Annotated in this window: 12 protein-coding genes and 1 pseudogene; 8 read left to right on the top strand and 5 right to left on the bottom strand. The window is 58.8% G+C overall.

The window, feature by feature from the left end:
• Positions 1 to 559 (top strand): annotated as a pseudogene (locus GM668_RS30640) (hypothetical protein); the annotation flags it as partial.
• Positions 560 to 810: 251 nt separating this feature from the next.
• A complete protein-coding gene (locus GM668_RS27245; RefSeq protein ID WP_155442117.1) occupies positions 811 to 1299 on the top strand; it encodes an FxDxF family PEP-CTERM protein in 489 nt (162 codons plus the stop codon).
• Positions 1300 to 1372: 73 nt separating this feature from the next.
• On the opposite strand, the gene murJ is transcribed toward GM668_RS27245, so the two are convergent.
• The gene (murJ, locus tag GM668_RS27240; protein ID WP_155442116.1) at positions 1373 to 2929 is read right to left on the bottom strand and encodes a murein biosynthesis integral membrane protein MurJ; all 1557 of its coding nucleotides are present in this window, start codon (positions 2927 to 2929) and stop codon (positions 1373 to 1375) included.
• Between the two features lie 254 nt (positions 2930 to 3183).
• Here murJ and rpsT point away from each other — a divergent pair, with 254 nt between their 5' ends.
• Together rpsT and GM668_RS27230 are read left to right on the top strand one after the other, a co-directional pair.
• Positions 3184 to 3450 (top strand): 30S ribosomal protein S20, encoded by a 267-nt coding sequence (rpsT, locus tag GM668_RS27235; protein WP_155442115.1) that lies wholly within the window; start codon positions 3184 to 3186, stop codon positions 3448 to 3450.
• Positions 3451 to 3573: 123 nt separating this feature from the next.
• Positions 3574 to 3939 (top strand): hypothetical protein, encoded by a 366-nt coding sequence (locus GM668_RS27230; RefSeq protein ID WP_155442114.1) that lies wholly within the window; start codon positions 3574 to 3576, stop codon positions 3937 to 3939.
• Here the strand turns inward: GM668_RS27230 and GM668_RS27225 are convergent.
• Positions 3936 to 5252: an HD-GYP domain-containing protein gene (locus GM668_RS27225; RefSeq protein WP_155442113.1), complete on the bottom strand. Its 1317-nt coding sequence runs from the start codon at positions 5250 to 5252 to the stop codon at positions 3936 to 3938. The genes GM668_RS27230 and GM668_RS27225 overlap by 4 nt on opposite strands.
• Before the next feature lie 77 nt (positions 5253 to 5329).
• On the bottom strand, positions 5330 to 5896 hold the full coding sequence (locus GM668_RS27220; protein WP_155442112.1) for a pseudouridine synthase: 567 nt from the start codon (positions 5894 to 5896) through the stop codon (positions 5330 to 5332).
• A gap of 125 nt (positions 5897 to 6021) precedes the next feature.
• Between GM668_RS27220 and icd the strand changes: the two genes are divergently transcribed.
• Both icd and GM668_RS30635 read left to right on the top strand, forming a co-directional pair.
• The gene (gene icd, locus GM668_RS27215; RefSeq protein ID WP_155442111.1) at positions 6022 to 7275 is read left to right on the top strand and encodes an NADP-dependent isocitrate dehydrogenase; all 1254 of its coding nucleotides are present in this window, start codon (positions 6022 to 6024) and stop codon (positions 7273 to 7275) included.
• Between the two features lie 144 nt (positions 7276 to 7419).
• Complete coding sequence (locus tag GM668_RS30635) at positions 7420 to 7629, top strand: type II toxin-antitoxin system MqsA family antitoxin (protein ID WP_170305866.1); 210 nt, start codon at positions 7420 to 7422, stop codon at positions 7627 to 7629.
• A gap of 80 nt (positions 7630 to 7709) precedes the next feature.
• Here the strand turns inward: GM668_RS30635 and cspE are convergent, their stop codons facing one another.
• On the bottom strand, positions 7710 to 7913 hold the full coding sequence (cspE, locus tag GM668_RS27205) for a transcription antiterminator/RNA stability regulator CspE (RefSeq protein WP_155442109.1): 204 nt from the start codon (positions 7911 to 7913) through the stop codon (positions 7710 to 7712).
• A 329-nt stretch (positions 7914 to 8242) separates the two neighbouring features.
• On the opposite strand from cspE, the gene clpS reads away from it, so the two are divergent.
• Both clpS and clpA read left to right on the top strand, forming a co-directional pair.
• Positions 8243 to 8545, top strand: a complete 303-nt coding sequence (gene clpS / locus GM668_RS27200) for an ATP-dependent Clp protease adapter ClpS (protein ID WP_155442125.1) — start codon at positions 8243 to 8245, stop codon at positions 8543 to 8545.
• On the top strand, positions 8542 to 10842 hold the full coding sequence (clpA, locus tag GM668_RS27195; RefSeq protein ID WP_155442108.1) for an ATP-dependent Clp protease ATP-binding subunit ClpA: 2301 nt from the start codon (positions 8542 to 8544) through the stop codon (positions 10840 to 10842). Before clpS ends, clpA begins: the two co-directional genes overlap by 4 nt.
• A gap of 62 nt (positions 10843 to 10904) precedes the next feature.
• Here clpA and GM668_RS27190 read toward each other — a convergent pair whose 3' ends face one another.
• Entirely contained in the window at positions 10905 to 14960 is a 4056-nt protein-coding gene (locus tag GM668_RS27190) for a PilC/PilY family type IV pilus protein (protein WP_170305865.1), read from the bottom strand.

Here is a 14960-nt window from a genome sequence, read left to right as displayed (position 1 = left end):
ACAACCGACTCCCCCTGACCCATTTTTAACGATACGGCCACCACCGAGACCTACACAGTCCATCACGCTGGGCCCCTCGGTCGCGCTCGTACGATCTCCCGGCCCCGGTGCGGCGCCCGCCCCGGTACTGTCTGCCGCGACGGCGCGCGGCCAGGGCGTGGGCGCTGCGCCATCGGCCCAGCCGCTGCTGAAGCCGCAGCAGGGCGGCACGGCCGGCATCGTAGCGTTTTACAGCCTGTCTGATGCGAAGCCCGTCAAAATCGGCAATTTCCCGGCGCGCTTCCAGGGTTTTGACAATCGCAGCAAGATTTCGGACTGGAAGTTTGCGCGGGCGGAAGGCCAGGCTGGCGTGCCGCAGCAGCCGCCTCTGCCGGGACAGGTGGCGCCGCCATCGGAACCATCGGAACCGCCGTCCGCGCCGGCGATGCCGCCCGCACCGCCGGACGCCCCGGAGGCCCCGGAAGCGCCGCCTGCCGATGCGCAGCCACAGCGCCATGGCGATGAGCCCCCGCCGGAAGAGCCGCAAGAGGCGCCGCAGGATAAGACTAAAACCGACTAAGCCGCCTTTACAGCCCCGTTCCACCGTATGCCGCCGCCTGGTGCAAACCAGCGGCGGCATTGTTATTTCTGTCGATAAATATTGCTATGCAACATAGAAAAAATTATTGCAATTAAAGCTTTATTGCAAGAAACTAAATCTGTCCAAAAAGACAACGGTGTTCCTCCGTTTATGCTATGCTGATTTTTGCAGTCCCCATCATAGTTTGCTTAGCCCATCAACCCGTAATTCACTTAATTAAGGATAACCTCATGAAATTGAAACTTTTTGCTGCCAGCGTGCTGGCTGCAGCATCCTTCGGCGCATCGGCGGCAGATCAACTGGTCATTCTGGACGACAACCCGCTGGCAAATAATTTCTTCGTGTCCAATCAATCTCCTACGGATGGCGTGCTGTCCGGCGGTTCGGACGTGATCACCTTTGGCGGCCTGGCGCCAGGGCTGTATGAAATCGTTGTGACCATCAGCGGCCAGAACCTGACCTTCGATGCGGCGACCACCAACCTGAACGGCACGATGGGTTCCGCATACGGTGCAGGCAAACTGCGCTTCTTCGGCGTGGAACACACTGGTTCGGCGCCATTCGTGCTGAACCTGTTTGGCACTGCGCTGACCGGCGCAAAGTACAGTGGCGAAGTGACGGTGACGGCTGTGCCGGAACCTGCAACTTACGGCATGTTGCTGGGCGGCCTGGGTGTGCTGGGCTTCCTGGCTCGCCGCCGCAAAGACACGGGCGCGTAATCACATCTGTTACAAAACAAAATGCCCGCTTCGGCGGGCATTTTTGTTGCGGTGCAGAAAATTGTTGAGCTGATTATTTTGCGCGGCGTTTGAAGTCTTTCAGGCGGAAGCCCAGTGCAAACAGGACGGCAAAATACAGGACGGCACAGCCGCCGACCAGTCCCAGCAGGGCGCCCACTCGCATCACCATATGGCTGCGCATGGCCAGCCAAGGTACTTGCTGTGCGCCATACCAGGCCGCCGCGCCCATGACGCCGGCCGCAATCGCCAGCTTGCCGTAGAACAGCCACCAGCCCGGCTGCGGCTGATAAATACCACGCCGGCGCAGGCCGCTGTACAGGAAGCCGGCATTGATGCATGCGCCCAAGCCAATCGACAGCGCCAGGCCGGACACTTCCAGGTTCACGCCATAGACAAACAACACATTCATGACCTGGGTAGCGGCCAGCACGCCGATGGCAATTTTCACAGGCGTGCGGATATCCTGTTTTGCATAAAACGCAGGCGCCAGGGTTTTTACGAGGATGATGCCCAACAAGCCGGCGCTGTAGGCAATCAGCGGCTTGGCGGATTCCACTGCAGCCGTGTCGTCGAATTTGCCGTAGTGGAATAGCACGGAAATCAGCGGTTCCGCCAAGGTGGCCAAGCCTACCGCAGCCGGCACGGCCAGCAGGAACGTCAGGCGCAGCCCCCAGTCCAGCAGCGACGAATATTCATCGTGGTCGGCATCGGTATTGGCTTTGGCCAGGCTGGGCAGCAGGATCGTGCCCAGCGCCACGCCCAGCATGGCGGTTGGGAATTCCATTAAACGGTCGGCATACGTGAGCCACGATACGCTGCCTTCGCGCAGGCTGGAGGCAATGCTGGTATTAATCAACAGGCTGATTTGCGCGGCCGACACGGCAAACACGGCCGGCCCCATTTTTTTCAGGATGCGGCGCACGCCTTCATCGCGCAAGCTGATGGCCGGGTTCAGGCGGATGTGCGGCAGCATGCCGATGCGCACCAGTGGCGGCACCTGCAGCGCCATCTGTAAAATGCCGCCGACAAACACGGCAATGGCCTGCGCATAAATCGGCTGTTTCAGGTAAGGCGCGAGGAATAGCGTGGCGGCAATCAGGCACAGGTTCAGCAGCACAGGAGTGAACGCTGGAATCTTGAATTCGCGCCATGTATTTAAAATACCGCCGGCCAGCGCGACAAACGACATGAACGCGATGTACGGGAACATCAGCTGCGTCATCCAGATGGCGGCTTGCTGGGCATCGGGCGTGGCGCGCAAGCCGGACGCGATCATGTAGATCAGTGCAGGGGCGCCGATGATGCCGATGGCGCTGACGAGGACCGTGGACCAGACCAGCACCGTGCCGACGTGGTCGGACAAGTGTTTGGTCGCTTCCGGCCCCCGGGTATTTTTAAATTCCGCCAGGATGGGGACGAAAGCCTGGGAAAATGCCCCTTCGGCAAACAGGCGGCGCAGCAAATTCGGCAGGCGGAAAGCCACAATGAATGCATCCGTATAAGCGCCGGCGCCAAACGCGCGGGCAAACAGGGATTCGCGCAACAGGCCGGTGATGCGCGACAGCAGGGTCATGCTGGAGATTGAGGCGAGGGTTTTGAGCAGGTTCATGGGCGGCGATTATATCCAATGCCAACCGTCAAAACTTGTCGCAACGATGCAAAAAATGCCAAATTCCACCCAACGAAGCAAGCAGGGGAATTGATCTGGCCTAAAAAGGCCGCTATAATTTAAGGCTGTTTAGAATTCAGTAACGCAGACACGTGTTTCGCCAGCGTCCCTTGGCTTACATAGGTCAGGCAAAGAGACTGAAACGGCAAACGCTCAGTTTGCCTTTAACTTTGACAACCCTTTAGGACCATTCCATGGCAAATACCGCACAAGCGCGCAAACGTGCTCGTCAAGCAGTTAAGCAAAACGCACACAACTCCGCACAGCGTTCGACGCTGCGCACCGCTATCAAAGCTGCTCGCAAGGCAATCCAGGCGGGCGACAAAGCCGCTGCTACCTCGATCTTCCAGGCTTCGATGTCGACCATCGACAGCATCGCCGACAAGAAAATCATCCACAAAAACAAGGCTGCTCGTCACAAGAGCCGTCTGGCAGCTGCCCTGAAAGCAATGGCTGCCTAATTACAGTGTTCCGGCGGGCTTGCCCGCCTTACTGTAAGTGGAAAAGAAAACCCGCCAGGCGCAAGCCGAGGCGGGTTTTTGTATTGCTGCAGCGAAAAGTGCAGCGCGAAGGGAGGCCGCGCTGTGGATTACTTCGACGCAGCGGAAGCAGCCGACGCTGCAGCGGATGCCGATGCCGAGCCTTTTTTGTGTTTTTTCGGAGCGGAAGCCGCCATCGACGCCGAAGCGGATGCCGATGGGGCGGAAGCCGCCATCGAAGCCGAAGCGGACGCCGAGGCGGATGGGGCTGCGGCAAAAGCGGAAGCGGCAAACAGGGAAGCAGTCAGGGCGGCGATGATCTTGAACATGGCGGTCTCCTTGAGCGTGAGTGGAACGTTTTATGATTCGGATGAATCTGCCTCATTAACGTTGCGGGAAAATGTTGAGTTGACACGCGGAACGTCAAATTCCGTAACTATTTTTGCTGCGATGCATCAAGCTGATGCTTAAACCCGGTGTGCCGCACTGGCGTGCCGCATAGGTTGCAAGTGCAAGATCAAGCCATCGATCGGCATTTGGGGCAAGCCGGCCATTTGCGGCGAACGGCGGTCGATTTCATGCGCCAGGTCCAGCAGCAGCCAGTCCAGTTCATCCAGCAAGCCCCGTAATTCCAGCAGCAGGCCCGGATCGCCGCGGGCAATATCGAGCATGCTGTCCGCATGGTCGGGATCGAAGCCAGCCTGCAGCACGACGCCGCGGATCGACGCCATGCGCTCGAACAGGAACGCCAGCGGGGATTCGGATGTGTCGCGCGGGGCCACGGCAGCTTCAAAACTGCTGCGCAGCACGCCCCACGCCTGCAGCAATTCCGCAATGTGCATCAATTGCGTCATGGCGCCGTGTTCATTGGGGCGGGCGGCCGCATCGCTGGGCGTGGCGTGGATCAAGTCGCGCAGCGCGCCCACGGTGCGGATGTCGAAGCGGGCCTGGTTCAGCCGTACCAGCACGTCGAGGCGGGGCAAGTCATAGCGCCGGATCACGGTTTCCGCCACGTCGGCCACGGCCAGCAGGCGTGACAGCAGCGGAATGCGCTGTGCGCGCATGCCGTGCGGGTAGCCGCTGCCATCTTGCCGCTCATGGTGGTGCAGCACCGCTTGCGCGGCGGGCAGCGGGAAGCCGGGCATGTCGTGCAACAGCACGTAGCCGGTCACGGGGTGCACGTGCACGAAATCGCGTTCAGCCGGCGCAATGTCATGGCCTGCCGCCAAGATGGCGGGATCCGTGTGCATCTCGCCAAAGTCGTGGCAAATCGACGCCACCAGCAAATGATAGCGGTCTTGTTGTGATAATTGCAATCTCTGCGCCAGCGCATGCGCAATGATGGCGGCGCGGACCGAATGTTCAAACGTTTCCGGGCGTTTTTCCCGCATCACGGTCAGGCGCATCAGCGCGGGACGCGGCAGCTTCAAGCCGGCCAGCCCGTGTTTGACGGCCAGCGGATCGCCCGTGTGGGCGGCCATGCGGGCATACACGGGCTCGTGATCGAGGATGCGGGCCGCTGTCGTGGCAAGAAATTCCGCGTCGACGGGGTCTTCGCTTTCTATCATGTGATCGAGCGGCGCCGTCAGCTTGTGCTGAGTCAGGCGCTCGAACTGCGCGGGTGTCAGGCGGGAACCTTTGGCCACCAGCTTGATGCCGGTGGACGAATAAATATCTTGATGGGCGATGACATCGCGCTCCGTTCCCATCTCCGCCACGGCCTGGATATAGTGCGGGCTTTCGCTGGCGGCAGCGTGTTCCTTGCTATAGAAGTCGTCTTGCATGGTACAAAACCTTCCGCGCGCAATGTTTTTTGCATCCTATAAATATACGGCATGCGCTGCGTCAAGAAGGTTGTGAATTAGCTACTTTGGACGCGTAAATCTTCCGGCGACACTTCCATCCACTCGCCCGGCATCAGCGGGTGGCTGGCCAGCGAGATGCCGCCAATGGCGCTGCGCACGAGGCGCAGGGTAGGGTGGCCGATTGCTGCTGTCATGCGCCGCACCTGGCGGTTTTTGCCTTCCTGTAGCGTGATGGCCAGCCAGCACGTGGGCTGGTCCGCCCGTGCGCGGATCGGCGGGTTGCGAGGCCAGATCCACGCGGGATCGGCAATGCGTACGGCGCGGCATGGTTTGGTGATGAAGTCGCCCAGGTTCAGCGGCGCCTGCAGGCGCGCCAGCGCTTCGGCATCGGGAACGCCTTCCACCTGCACCAGGTAGGTTTTGGCTTCCTTGCGGTCTGGATGGGCTATGTCGTGCTGCAACTTGCCATTGTCCGTCAACAGCAATAAACCCTCGCTGTCCGCATCGAGGCGGCCGGCGGGATAGACATTCGGCACGCGCACATAATCGGCCAGCGTTTCACGTCCGTCCTGGGGCGAGAACTGGCACAGTACCTGGAACGGTTTATTGAGTAAGATCAGCATGGCGCGTGCAAAATTCCGATTGTAACAGCCGGTGTTGTAAAAGCGTGGCGCCTACTACAATAGTGGGGCATAATGCTTGGCGATGTCTTATGTCTTATAGAAGACCCAACTTCGGAGATTCATGCATGTATCAACACATCAAAGTACCCGCCGACGGCCAGAAAATCACCGTCAATGCTGACTTCACCCTGAATGTGCCGGACCAGCCCATTATTCCGTACATTGAAGGCGATGGCACCGGCGTGGATATTTCGCCCGTCATGATCAAGGTAGTCGACGCGGCAGTCGCCAAGGCATATGGTGGCCAGCGCAAGATCAGCTGGATGGAAATTTATGCCGGCGAAAAGTCGACCACCGTGTATGGCCCTGATGTGTGGCTGCCGGAAGAAACGCTGAAAGTCCTCAAGGACTACGTGGTGTCGATCAAGGGGCCTTTGACCACGCCGGTGGGCGGCGGCATCCGTTCGCTGAACGTGGCGCTGCGCCAGGAACTGGATTTGTACGTGTGCCTGCGCCCCGTGCGCTACTTCAAGGGCGTGCCATCGCCCGTGAAAGAGCCGGAAAAAACCGACATGGTGATCTTCCGTGAAAACTCGGAAGACATTTACGCCGGTATTGAATACCAGGAAGGTTCCGATGGCGCGAAAAAGCTGATCGAGTTCCTCACCAAGGAAATGGGCGTCAAGAAAATCCGCTTCCCGGACACGTCGGGCATCGGCATCAAACCCGTGTCGCGCGAAGGCACCGAGCGCCTGGTGCGCAAGGCCATCCAGTATGCGATCGACAATGACAAGCCATCGGTGACCCTGGTTCACAAGGGCAATATCATGAAATACACGGAAGGCGGCTTCCGTGACTGGGGCTATGCGCTGGCGCAAAAAGAATTCGGCGCAGAGCTGATCGATGGCGGCCCATGGTGCAAATTCAAGAACCCGAAAACCGGCCGTGAAATCACCATCAAGGATTCCATCGCTGATGCTTTCCTGCAACAAATCCTGCTGCGTCCGGCGGAATACAGTGTGATCGCCACGCTGAATTTGAATGGCGACTACATTTCCGACGCGCTGGCCGCGCAAGTGGGTGGTATCGGTATTGCACCGGGCGCCAACCTGTCGGATTCGGTGGCAATGTTTGAAGCCACGCACGGCACGGCGCCTAAATATGCGGGGAAGGATTACGTGAATCCGGGTTCGCTGATCTTGTCGGCGGAAATGATGTTGCGCCACATGGGCTGGACGGAAGCGGCCGACTTGATCATCACTGCCATGGAAAAAGCCATTACGTCCAAGCGCGTGACGTATGACTTCGCGCGCCTGATGGAAGGGGCAACGCAAGTGTCGTGCTCGGGCTTTGGCGAGACCATGATAGCCCAGATGTAAAAGTTAACCTTGCCATATCCGCAGCCCCTTGCCTTCATGGTACGGGGCTTTTTTTATAATAGTTTCCGATTGGCAATCGTTTCCTGCAGTGTTGGCGCATTCAGTGTATGCTTACTAAGAGCAACACTTACCAAGGAGCGGACCATGCAGTGTCCATTTTGCGGCGACGGGCCCATGGTGCGAGAAACCAGGGACATGCCATATGAATATGACGGCCACGAGACGGTGATTCCCAATGTCACCGGGGATCATTGCCAGGCGTGCGGGGAATGGATGTTCAGCGATAAGGAATCAGACCGGATTGCCGCAGCGATGCTGGAATTTAATCGCAGTGTAACGGCAGCCCGTAGTTAATTTGAATCTTATAAAAAATACAGGCGAAAAAAAACCCCGTTAATTGCGGGGTTTTCACTTCGCAAAATCTTGGAGCGGAATTACATCTGCTGGATGTTGGAAGCTTGCTTGCCTTTAGGGCCTTGGGTAACTTCGAACTGTACCTTTTGACCTTCTTTCAGGGTCTTGAAGCCGTTCATGTTGATTGCGGAAAAGTGAGCGAACAGATCTTCGCCGCCATCGTCAGGGGTGATGAAGCCAAAGCCTTTGGAGTCATTGAACCACTTAACAGTACCAGTTGCCATAAAAAGAACTTTCAATAAAAACGAATATCACACGAGCCATAAAAGCAAGAAGCTTCCTGCCCCCTCCTCGACGTCTCACTTCTTATCAACATGTACATTGCTGCACGAGTCGATATCGCATTGTTGGCGCAACAATTTTTAATGTCAAGCGCTTTCATTCGGCTATTAGTATTTTTCTTGCAACAGTGTATGCGAGGCACCGCACTCTTGATTTTTTTGCCGAGAGCGCCATCTGCGGTAACACGAGAAAACGCGTAAGATGAGGAACATTGGGTTAACAGTCATAAATGGACGTTGCAGTAACCCCGAAAGCATTAGAATATAAGCGTATGGCAACCAAGCATGACACTGAACAGCTGCTGGAACGGCAGATACTGAAGCCGCCGCCTCTTTATCAGGTGGCGTTGCTGAATGACGACTATACCCCGATGGAATTCGTGGTCGCGATCATTCAGGAATACTTCAACAAGGACCGCGAAACCGCCACGCAAATCATGCTAAGTGTGCACCGTCATGGAAAAGGCGTGTGCGGCGTTTTCTCGAAAGATATCGCGAGTACCAAGGTGGAGTTTGTATTAACGCATGCACGCAAGGCAGGCCATCCCCTGCAATGTGTGATGGAGGAAGTATGATCGCGCAGGAACTGGAAGTAAGTTTGCACATGGCGTTTGTCGAAGCGCGGCAAGCACGGCATGAATTCATCACGGTCGAGCATTTATTGCTCGCGCTGCTCGATAATCCATCGGCAGCGGAAGTGTTGCGTGCCTGCGCCGTCAATATCGAAGACCTGCGCAAGACCCTCACCAATTTTATTGGCGATAACACGCCGACCGTGCCGGGCACGGGCGAAGTGGATACCCAGCCGACGCTGGGCTTCCAGCGTGTGATCCAGCGCGCCATCATGCACGTGCAATCCGCTTCCAACGGCAAGAAGGAAGTCACGGGCGCCAACGTGCTGGTCGCCATCTTTGGTGAAAAAGATTCCCACGCGGTGTATTACCTGCACCAGCAGGGCGTGACGCGCCTCGATGTGGTGAATTTCATTTCCCACGGTGTGCGCAAAGACCAGGCAGCCGATTCCACCAAGGCATCCGAAGGGGTGGAAGAGGGCGCGCCGGCCGATGGCCAGCAAAAAGAAAGCCCGCTGGACCAGTTCACGCAAAACCTCAACAAATCAGCTTCCGAAGGCAAGATCGATCCGCTGATCGGCCGCGAAGAAGAAGTTGACCGTGTGATCCAGGTCTTGTGCCGCCGCCGTAAAAACAACCCGCTGCTGGTGGGCGAAGCCGGCGTGGGTAAAACCGCCATCGCCGAAGGGCTGGCGTACCGCATCACGCAAAACGACGTGCCGGAAATCCTGCAGAACGCCGTGGTCTACTCGCTGGACATGGGCGCACTGCTGGCCGGCACCAAGTACCGCGGCGATTTCGAGCAGCGCTTGAAAGCCGTGCTGAAACAGTTGAAAGACAACCCGAACGGCATCCTGTTCATTGATGAAATCCACACGATCATCGGTGCGGGTTCCGCATCGGGCGGCACGCTGGATGCATCGAACTTGCTGAAACCGGCATTGGCCAATGGCCAGCTGAAGTGCATCGGCGCGACCACGTACACGGAATTCCGGGGCGTGTTCGAGAAAGACCATGCGCTGTCCCGCCGCTTCCAGAAAGTCGACGTCAACGAGCCGACCGTGGAACAGACCGTGCAAATCCTGCGCGGCCTGAAGTCGCGCTTCGAAGAACATCATGGCGTCAAGTATTCGCAGTCGGCGCTGTCGACGGCAGCCGAGCTGGCGGCCCGCTTCATCAATGACCGCCACTTGCCGGACAAGGCCATCGACGTGATCGATGAAGCTGGCGCTGCGCAGCGCATCTTGCCGAAGTCGAAGCAGAAAAAGACCATCGGCAAGACGGAAATCGAGGAAATCATTTCCAAGATTGCGCGCATCCCGCCGCAAACCGTCAACCAGGACGACCGCAGCAAGCTGCAAACCATCGACCGCGATTTGCGCAACGTCGTGTTTGGCCAGGATCCTGCCATCGAAGCGCTGGCGTCCGCCATCAAGATGTCGCGCGCCGGTTTGGGCAAACAAGACAAGCCGATTGGTTCGTTCCTGTTCTCCGGTCCGACCGGTGTCGGCAAGACCGAAGTGGCGAAGCAGCTGGCCTTCATCCTCGGCATCGAGCTGATCCGCTTCGACATGTCCGAGTACATGGAGCGCCACGCCGTCAGCCGCCTGATTGGCGCGCCGCCGGGCTACGTGGGCTTCGACCAGGGCGGCCTGCTGACGGAAGCCATTACCAAGAAGCCGCACGCTGTGCTGCTGCTGGACGAGATCGAAAAAGCGCATCCGGATATCTTTAATATCCTGCTGCAAGTGATGGACCATGGCACCTTGACGGACAACAATGGCCGCAAGGCGGACTTCCGCAACGTGATCATCATCATGACCACGAATGCGGGTGCGGAAAGCTTGCAAAAGCGTTCCATTGGTTTCACGGACAGCCGCGAAACAGGCGACGAGATGGCCGACATCAAGCGCATGTTCACGCCGGAATTCCGCAACCGCCTGGATTCCATCATCAGCTTCCGTGCGCTGGACGAGGAAATTATCTTGCGCGTGGTCGACAAGTTCTTGATGCAGCTGGAAGAGCAATTGCACGAGAAGAAAGTCGAAGCCGTGTTCAGCGAGAAACTGCGCAAGTTCCTCGCGAAGAAAGGCTTCGATCCACTGATGGGCGCGCGTCCGATGTCGCGCCTGATCCAGGACATGATCCGCAAGGCGCTGGCCGACGAACTGTTGTTCGGCCGTCTCGTGTCCGGCGGCAAGGTTACCGTGGATCTGGACGACAAGGACCAGGTGTTCCTGGAATTCCCGGAATCCGATGCGGCGCCGCAGCCGCCGGCGGAAACCGTGGAAGTCGACTGATCTTCTTCTGGGTAATAAAAAACCCGCTTCACTTGAAGCGGGTTTTTTTATGGATGGCAGATTTACTGCCCGGACGTGGACTGGTACACACGCTTGCGCTTGGATGTAATCACCGGGCGGACCTTTTGCGGGCTGATGGCCACGCTGGCGCCGCCATCGCGCTGCACGGCGCCAATCACCACCGACACGGCACGGCCGTTGACGTTGACCCCCGTTGCCAGCACCGGCGAAGGCGGCAAGCCGCCGCCCACGAATTCACTGGCGCGCGTGCCGTTGCAAGTGGACGCCGAGTTAATGCCGCCCGATGCATTGAACAGGTTGACCCAATAGCCTTCCGCTTTGCCCAGCGACGTCGAACAACTGGCCACGGCTGCATCGACCGGACGGTTGGTACTGAAGGTCACCATGCCGCTGACGATCAGCGCGGACGTGACCACTTGCTCGCCCTGGCCAAACTGGTTCAAGTTCATGAACCAGCCATTGAGCGCGGAGTTGGGCAACACTTGCGCCGTATCGCACGTCGTGCTGGACGTGTAGTCAACCAGGTCGCTGTCGAGATTCTTGGAACCGGACGTGACTTTCAAATCATCTTTGTACACATAGAAGCGGTTGACGACATTGGCGTACGGGTATTGCGATTGCAGCGGGTGTTCGCGGTCGCCCGTGCCGATCGCCACATAGACTTTATCCTGCACGGCCAGCAGGGCTGGTGCAAACAGGAATTTGCGGCCGCCGCCATTGGTGTAGGCAACCTTGCGCATGGTCCAGCTGCTGCTGCCCAGCGCCGTAGCGCTGGCCACGCCAGACGCGATTGAGATAAAGTCGACGCGGTAGATATTGCCGCCCGTATCGGCGGCATACGCATAGTCCGGCATGCCGTCATTGTCGATGTCGACCATGGAAATGTCCGACGCCACGGCGCGTGTGGTGGTGAACGACGATACGACGCTGCCGGTATTGGCATCAAGGACATAAATGACGCCGCCCTTCGTGGAGGCACACGATGGCGACGCCGTGTCGGCATCTTCGCAGCCATCGTAGCCGCCACCCACGACGACGACGGGATTGGTCAACGAATAGCCTTTGATGAACGCCACCGACGGTGTGGACCACGTCTGGCCGATCTGGCTCATGCCGGCGGTGCAGCCGGTATCGTCGCTCAGGTTGGGGCAGCCGACTTTCCATTTCAGCGACGGTGTCGATACGGTGCTGACATCCAGCGCATAAATCATGCGCCCGCCGCGCCGCATGGTTGGCAACACCCACACTTTGGAATTGTCCGCATTCTGGTAAATACCGGTGGAACCGTCAAAGAAGTAATCCTTGGCAGCCGGTACCGGCACCGTGTTGCTGGCCAGGTTAGGGTAGCTCACTTGCGGGCTATTGTCCTTCAGGCGCTGCAGGCGCGAGTAAAACTCTGGCGCCACCAGCGCCCACCGCTCCACGCCGCTGCTGGCATCCACGGCCCGGAACATGCCGTCATTGGCGCCATAAAACACGGTAACGCCACTGGTGCCGTAATTGACGGGCAGCGGGCGCGAGTGGATCACGTCGCCGTGGATCGATGGCCGCGTCGTACCGGCGCCGCCTTTTTCCACGTTGACGTCTTCACCCTTGATAAAGCGCACCAGTGAATCGGACAGGCTGGAACTGGCGGTCGAGAATGCCGCCAGCGAACCGTTGGAGACCGTGTAGACGTTGCGGTTGACGGCCCATGTCGGCGAGGTGCCGGACGACGACTGGTTCCCCTTGCGCAGCATTTCCGCGACGGCGCCTTTTTCCACTTGCGGCCCGTCCGGCGCATCCGAATACGCGTCATACGACGTGGTGGCGCAGCCGCCGGCCGGATCCGGATTCAATCCCATGCCGCCCCAGTAGCTGCCGCTGTCCGTGGTCCAGTAGCTGGTGGCGCATGGCGTCACGAAGCCGGTCAGCGTATTGACGGCCAAGGTGCCGTTGACATCGCCCAAATCGACGCTGCTGCCGTTGGCGACCAGCTGGTAGCGTTTCAAGTTGCCGAACCAGCGCGGCTTGGCATCCGGGTCCGGGCGGAACATGCCGATGTAGACCTGGTTTTCATTTTGCGACCGGTTGGTGGCGTTGACCGGCAAGCTGGTCGATGCGAAGCTGGTATTGACGGCCAGGATTTCCACGAGGATTTGCTTCAGCGCATCCACGATGGCTTGCTCATTGGTGGCGGAAAAATATTTGCCGCCGCCGGCCTTGGCCATGCTCATCAGCAGAGACGTATGGGTTGCGTTAGGCTGCTTGTTGTAGACGTCGATCGTGTACGTGGTGACGGATGGCCGGACCGTCGTGCCGCTGACGGGAACTCCCTTGTCATGCATGAAGCGCGCCCACTCATCGGCATTGAATGGATGCGTGTCCAGCGAGCTGGTGCCGGTGGCGACATTGGTCAGCGTGGTGTTCGTGCCCAGCACGCTGTACACGCTGGTACCGGCAGGGCAGGCGCCCAACGTGGTTGACGTTGGCGCATTGCCGTACGTGCAGCTGATATTGGTGCCCGTACATTGGCTCGCATAGTCACCGGTACTGGACGTGGGGGCGGCCGCATAGCATTGCGACGTATAGCCCAGCGCAGTCGTTGTCGTCGAGGCTGGCGTTGTGGTGGTGGTGCTGTTGGTGGTGGTCGGTGTCACGGTCTGGTTGATCGTGAATTGGCGCAGCGGGGTCGCGGTCTGCGTTATCTGGACGGTCCGGTTGCCGGAGCCGGTACAGCCGGACGAATTCGATGTCATGACGCCGCTGTACGTGCAACTGTTATTGGCCGGGCACACCAGGCCGCCGTAGTCCGTCGACGTGGCCGGGTTCCACTGGCCGGCTCCTGTGCCGACGTTGGTGCCGCCGCTGACCGCATAGCAGCCGGCGCCGCCCGTATTGCCCGTTTGCGTCGACACGTGCGAGCTGGTGGTGGGCGTGGCGCTGCCAATGGCCGCCCCCACGCTGTAGCTGCAGCTATACGTGGTGACGGCCGTGTTGCCGCCGCTGGTGACGGTGGACGTGGCGGGGCACGTCATACTGCCGTGGTCCGTGTTGGCGTCGACGGCGCTCGAAGACCCGTAATAGTTGGTGGTCGATCCCGTGTTGACAGTCGGCGTCCCCGTTACCGGCGTCCCGGCCGTGGTGGTGGTGCTGGCCGGGGTGTAGACGGAACGGTTGACGGTATAGCTCAACTGGCCCGAGGGACAGGCAATCGGACCGGCGGCGGCGGTGGCCGAGCCGATCACGCAACCTTCCGTGTACGTGGAACACTGTGCGGAGAAACTGGTCAGCTCAGCGGCAGCGGCAGTGCTGCTGGCATAGCACTGGCTGGTGGTACCTACGTTGGTGCTTTGTGTGACATTTCCTTGCGTGAAATTCGGCAAACTCAGCTGCGATGTCGTGCCGCCCAGCGCCGCCAGTGCGGCTGTGTTGGCGGAGTCATCCGAAGCGGGGCCGCTGGAGTTGGGATTGCCAATGAAGATGACAAAATTCTTGCCGCAGGTATCGTTGGCAGTCAGCGGTGCGGCAAAGGTGCTGTATGGCGTCGTGTAGCCGGTTGCATCGGCGATGCTGGCAATCACGGCCGACGGTGAGTACGCGTTGGCGCCGGCAAAGTAATTGTAGGTGTCATACATCAGGTTGCCGTATGGCGTATGCGAGTTGCGCTTTTCATCCGGCGAATTGATGTTGTTGTATATCGTTGTCAGATTCGCGCTGAAACTGGTTTTGTTGGCTGTCGTCATGGGCCGGATTGCCGACCGGATAAAGCCGCCATTCTGGTTCGCGTTGCCGCCGGTGACGAATTCCATCAGGCCGATATTAACGTTGCTGCCGAGGCTGGAAATCACTGTTTTGATGGCGTTGGCTTCCGACTGACCCTGCTGAAGGCCGCCAGGCCATTGCTGGCTTTGGCGCGCCCAGTTGGACGTGTTATCCAGCACGATCAGGATGCGCGGATTGATGGAATTGCCGGCCGATGCGCCCGTGAAAATGTCGATATCGTCCGCATGCACACTTTGCGGCGCCTGCAGCGCCACCAGTGCCAATGCCAGCGTGGCCGCCACGCGGCTTGCCCGCGGTGGACGGCAGGATGGTGGTAGGGATACGTGTTCCAT

Origin of the sequence: Pseudoduganella ginsengisoli (assembly GCF_009720865.1) — a bacterium.
Classification (GTDB): domain Bacteria; phylum Pseudomonadota; class Gammaproteobacteria; order Burkholderiales; family Burkholderiaceae_D; genus Rugamonas; species Rugamonas ginsengisoli.
The sequence above is the reverse complement of the archived record's forward strand: the minus strand, read 5'-3'. Positions and strand labels throughout refer to the sequence as shown.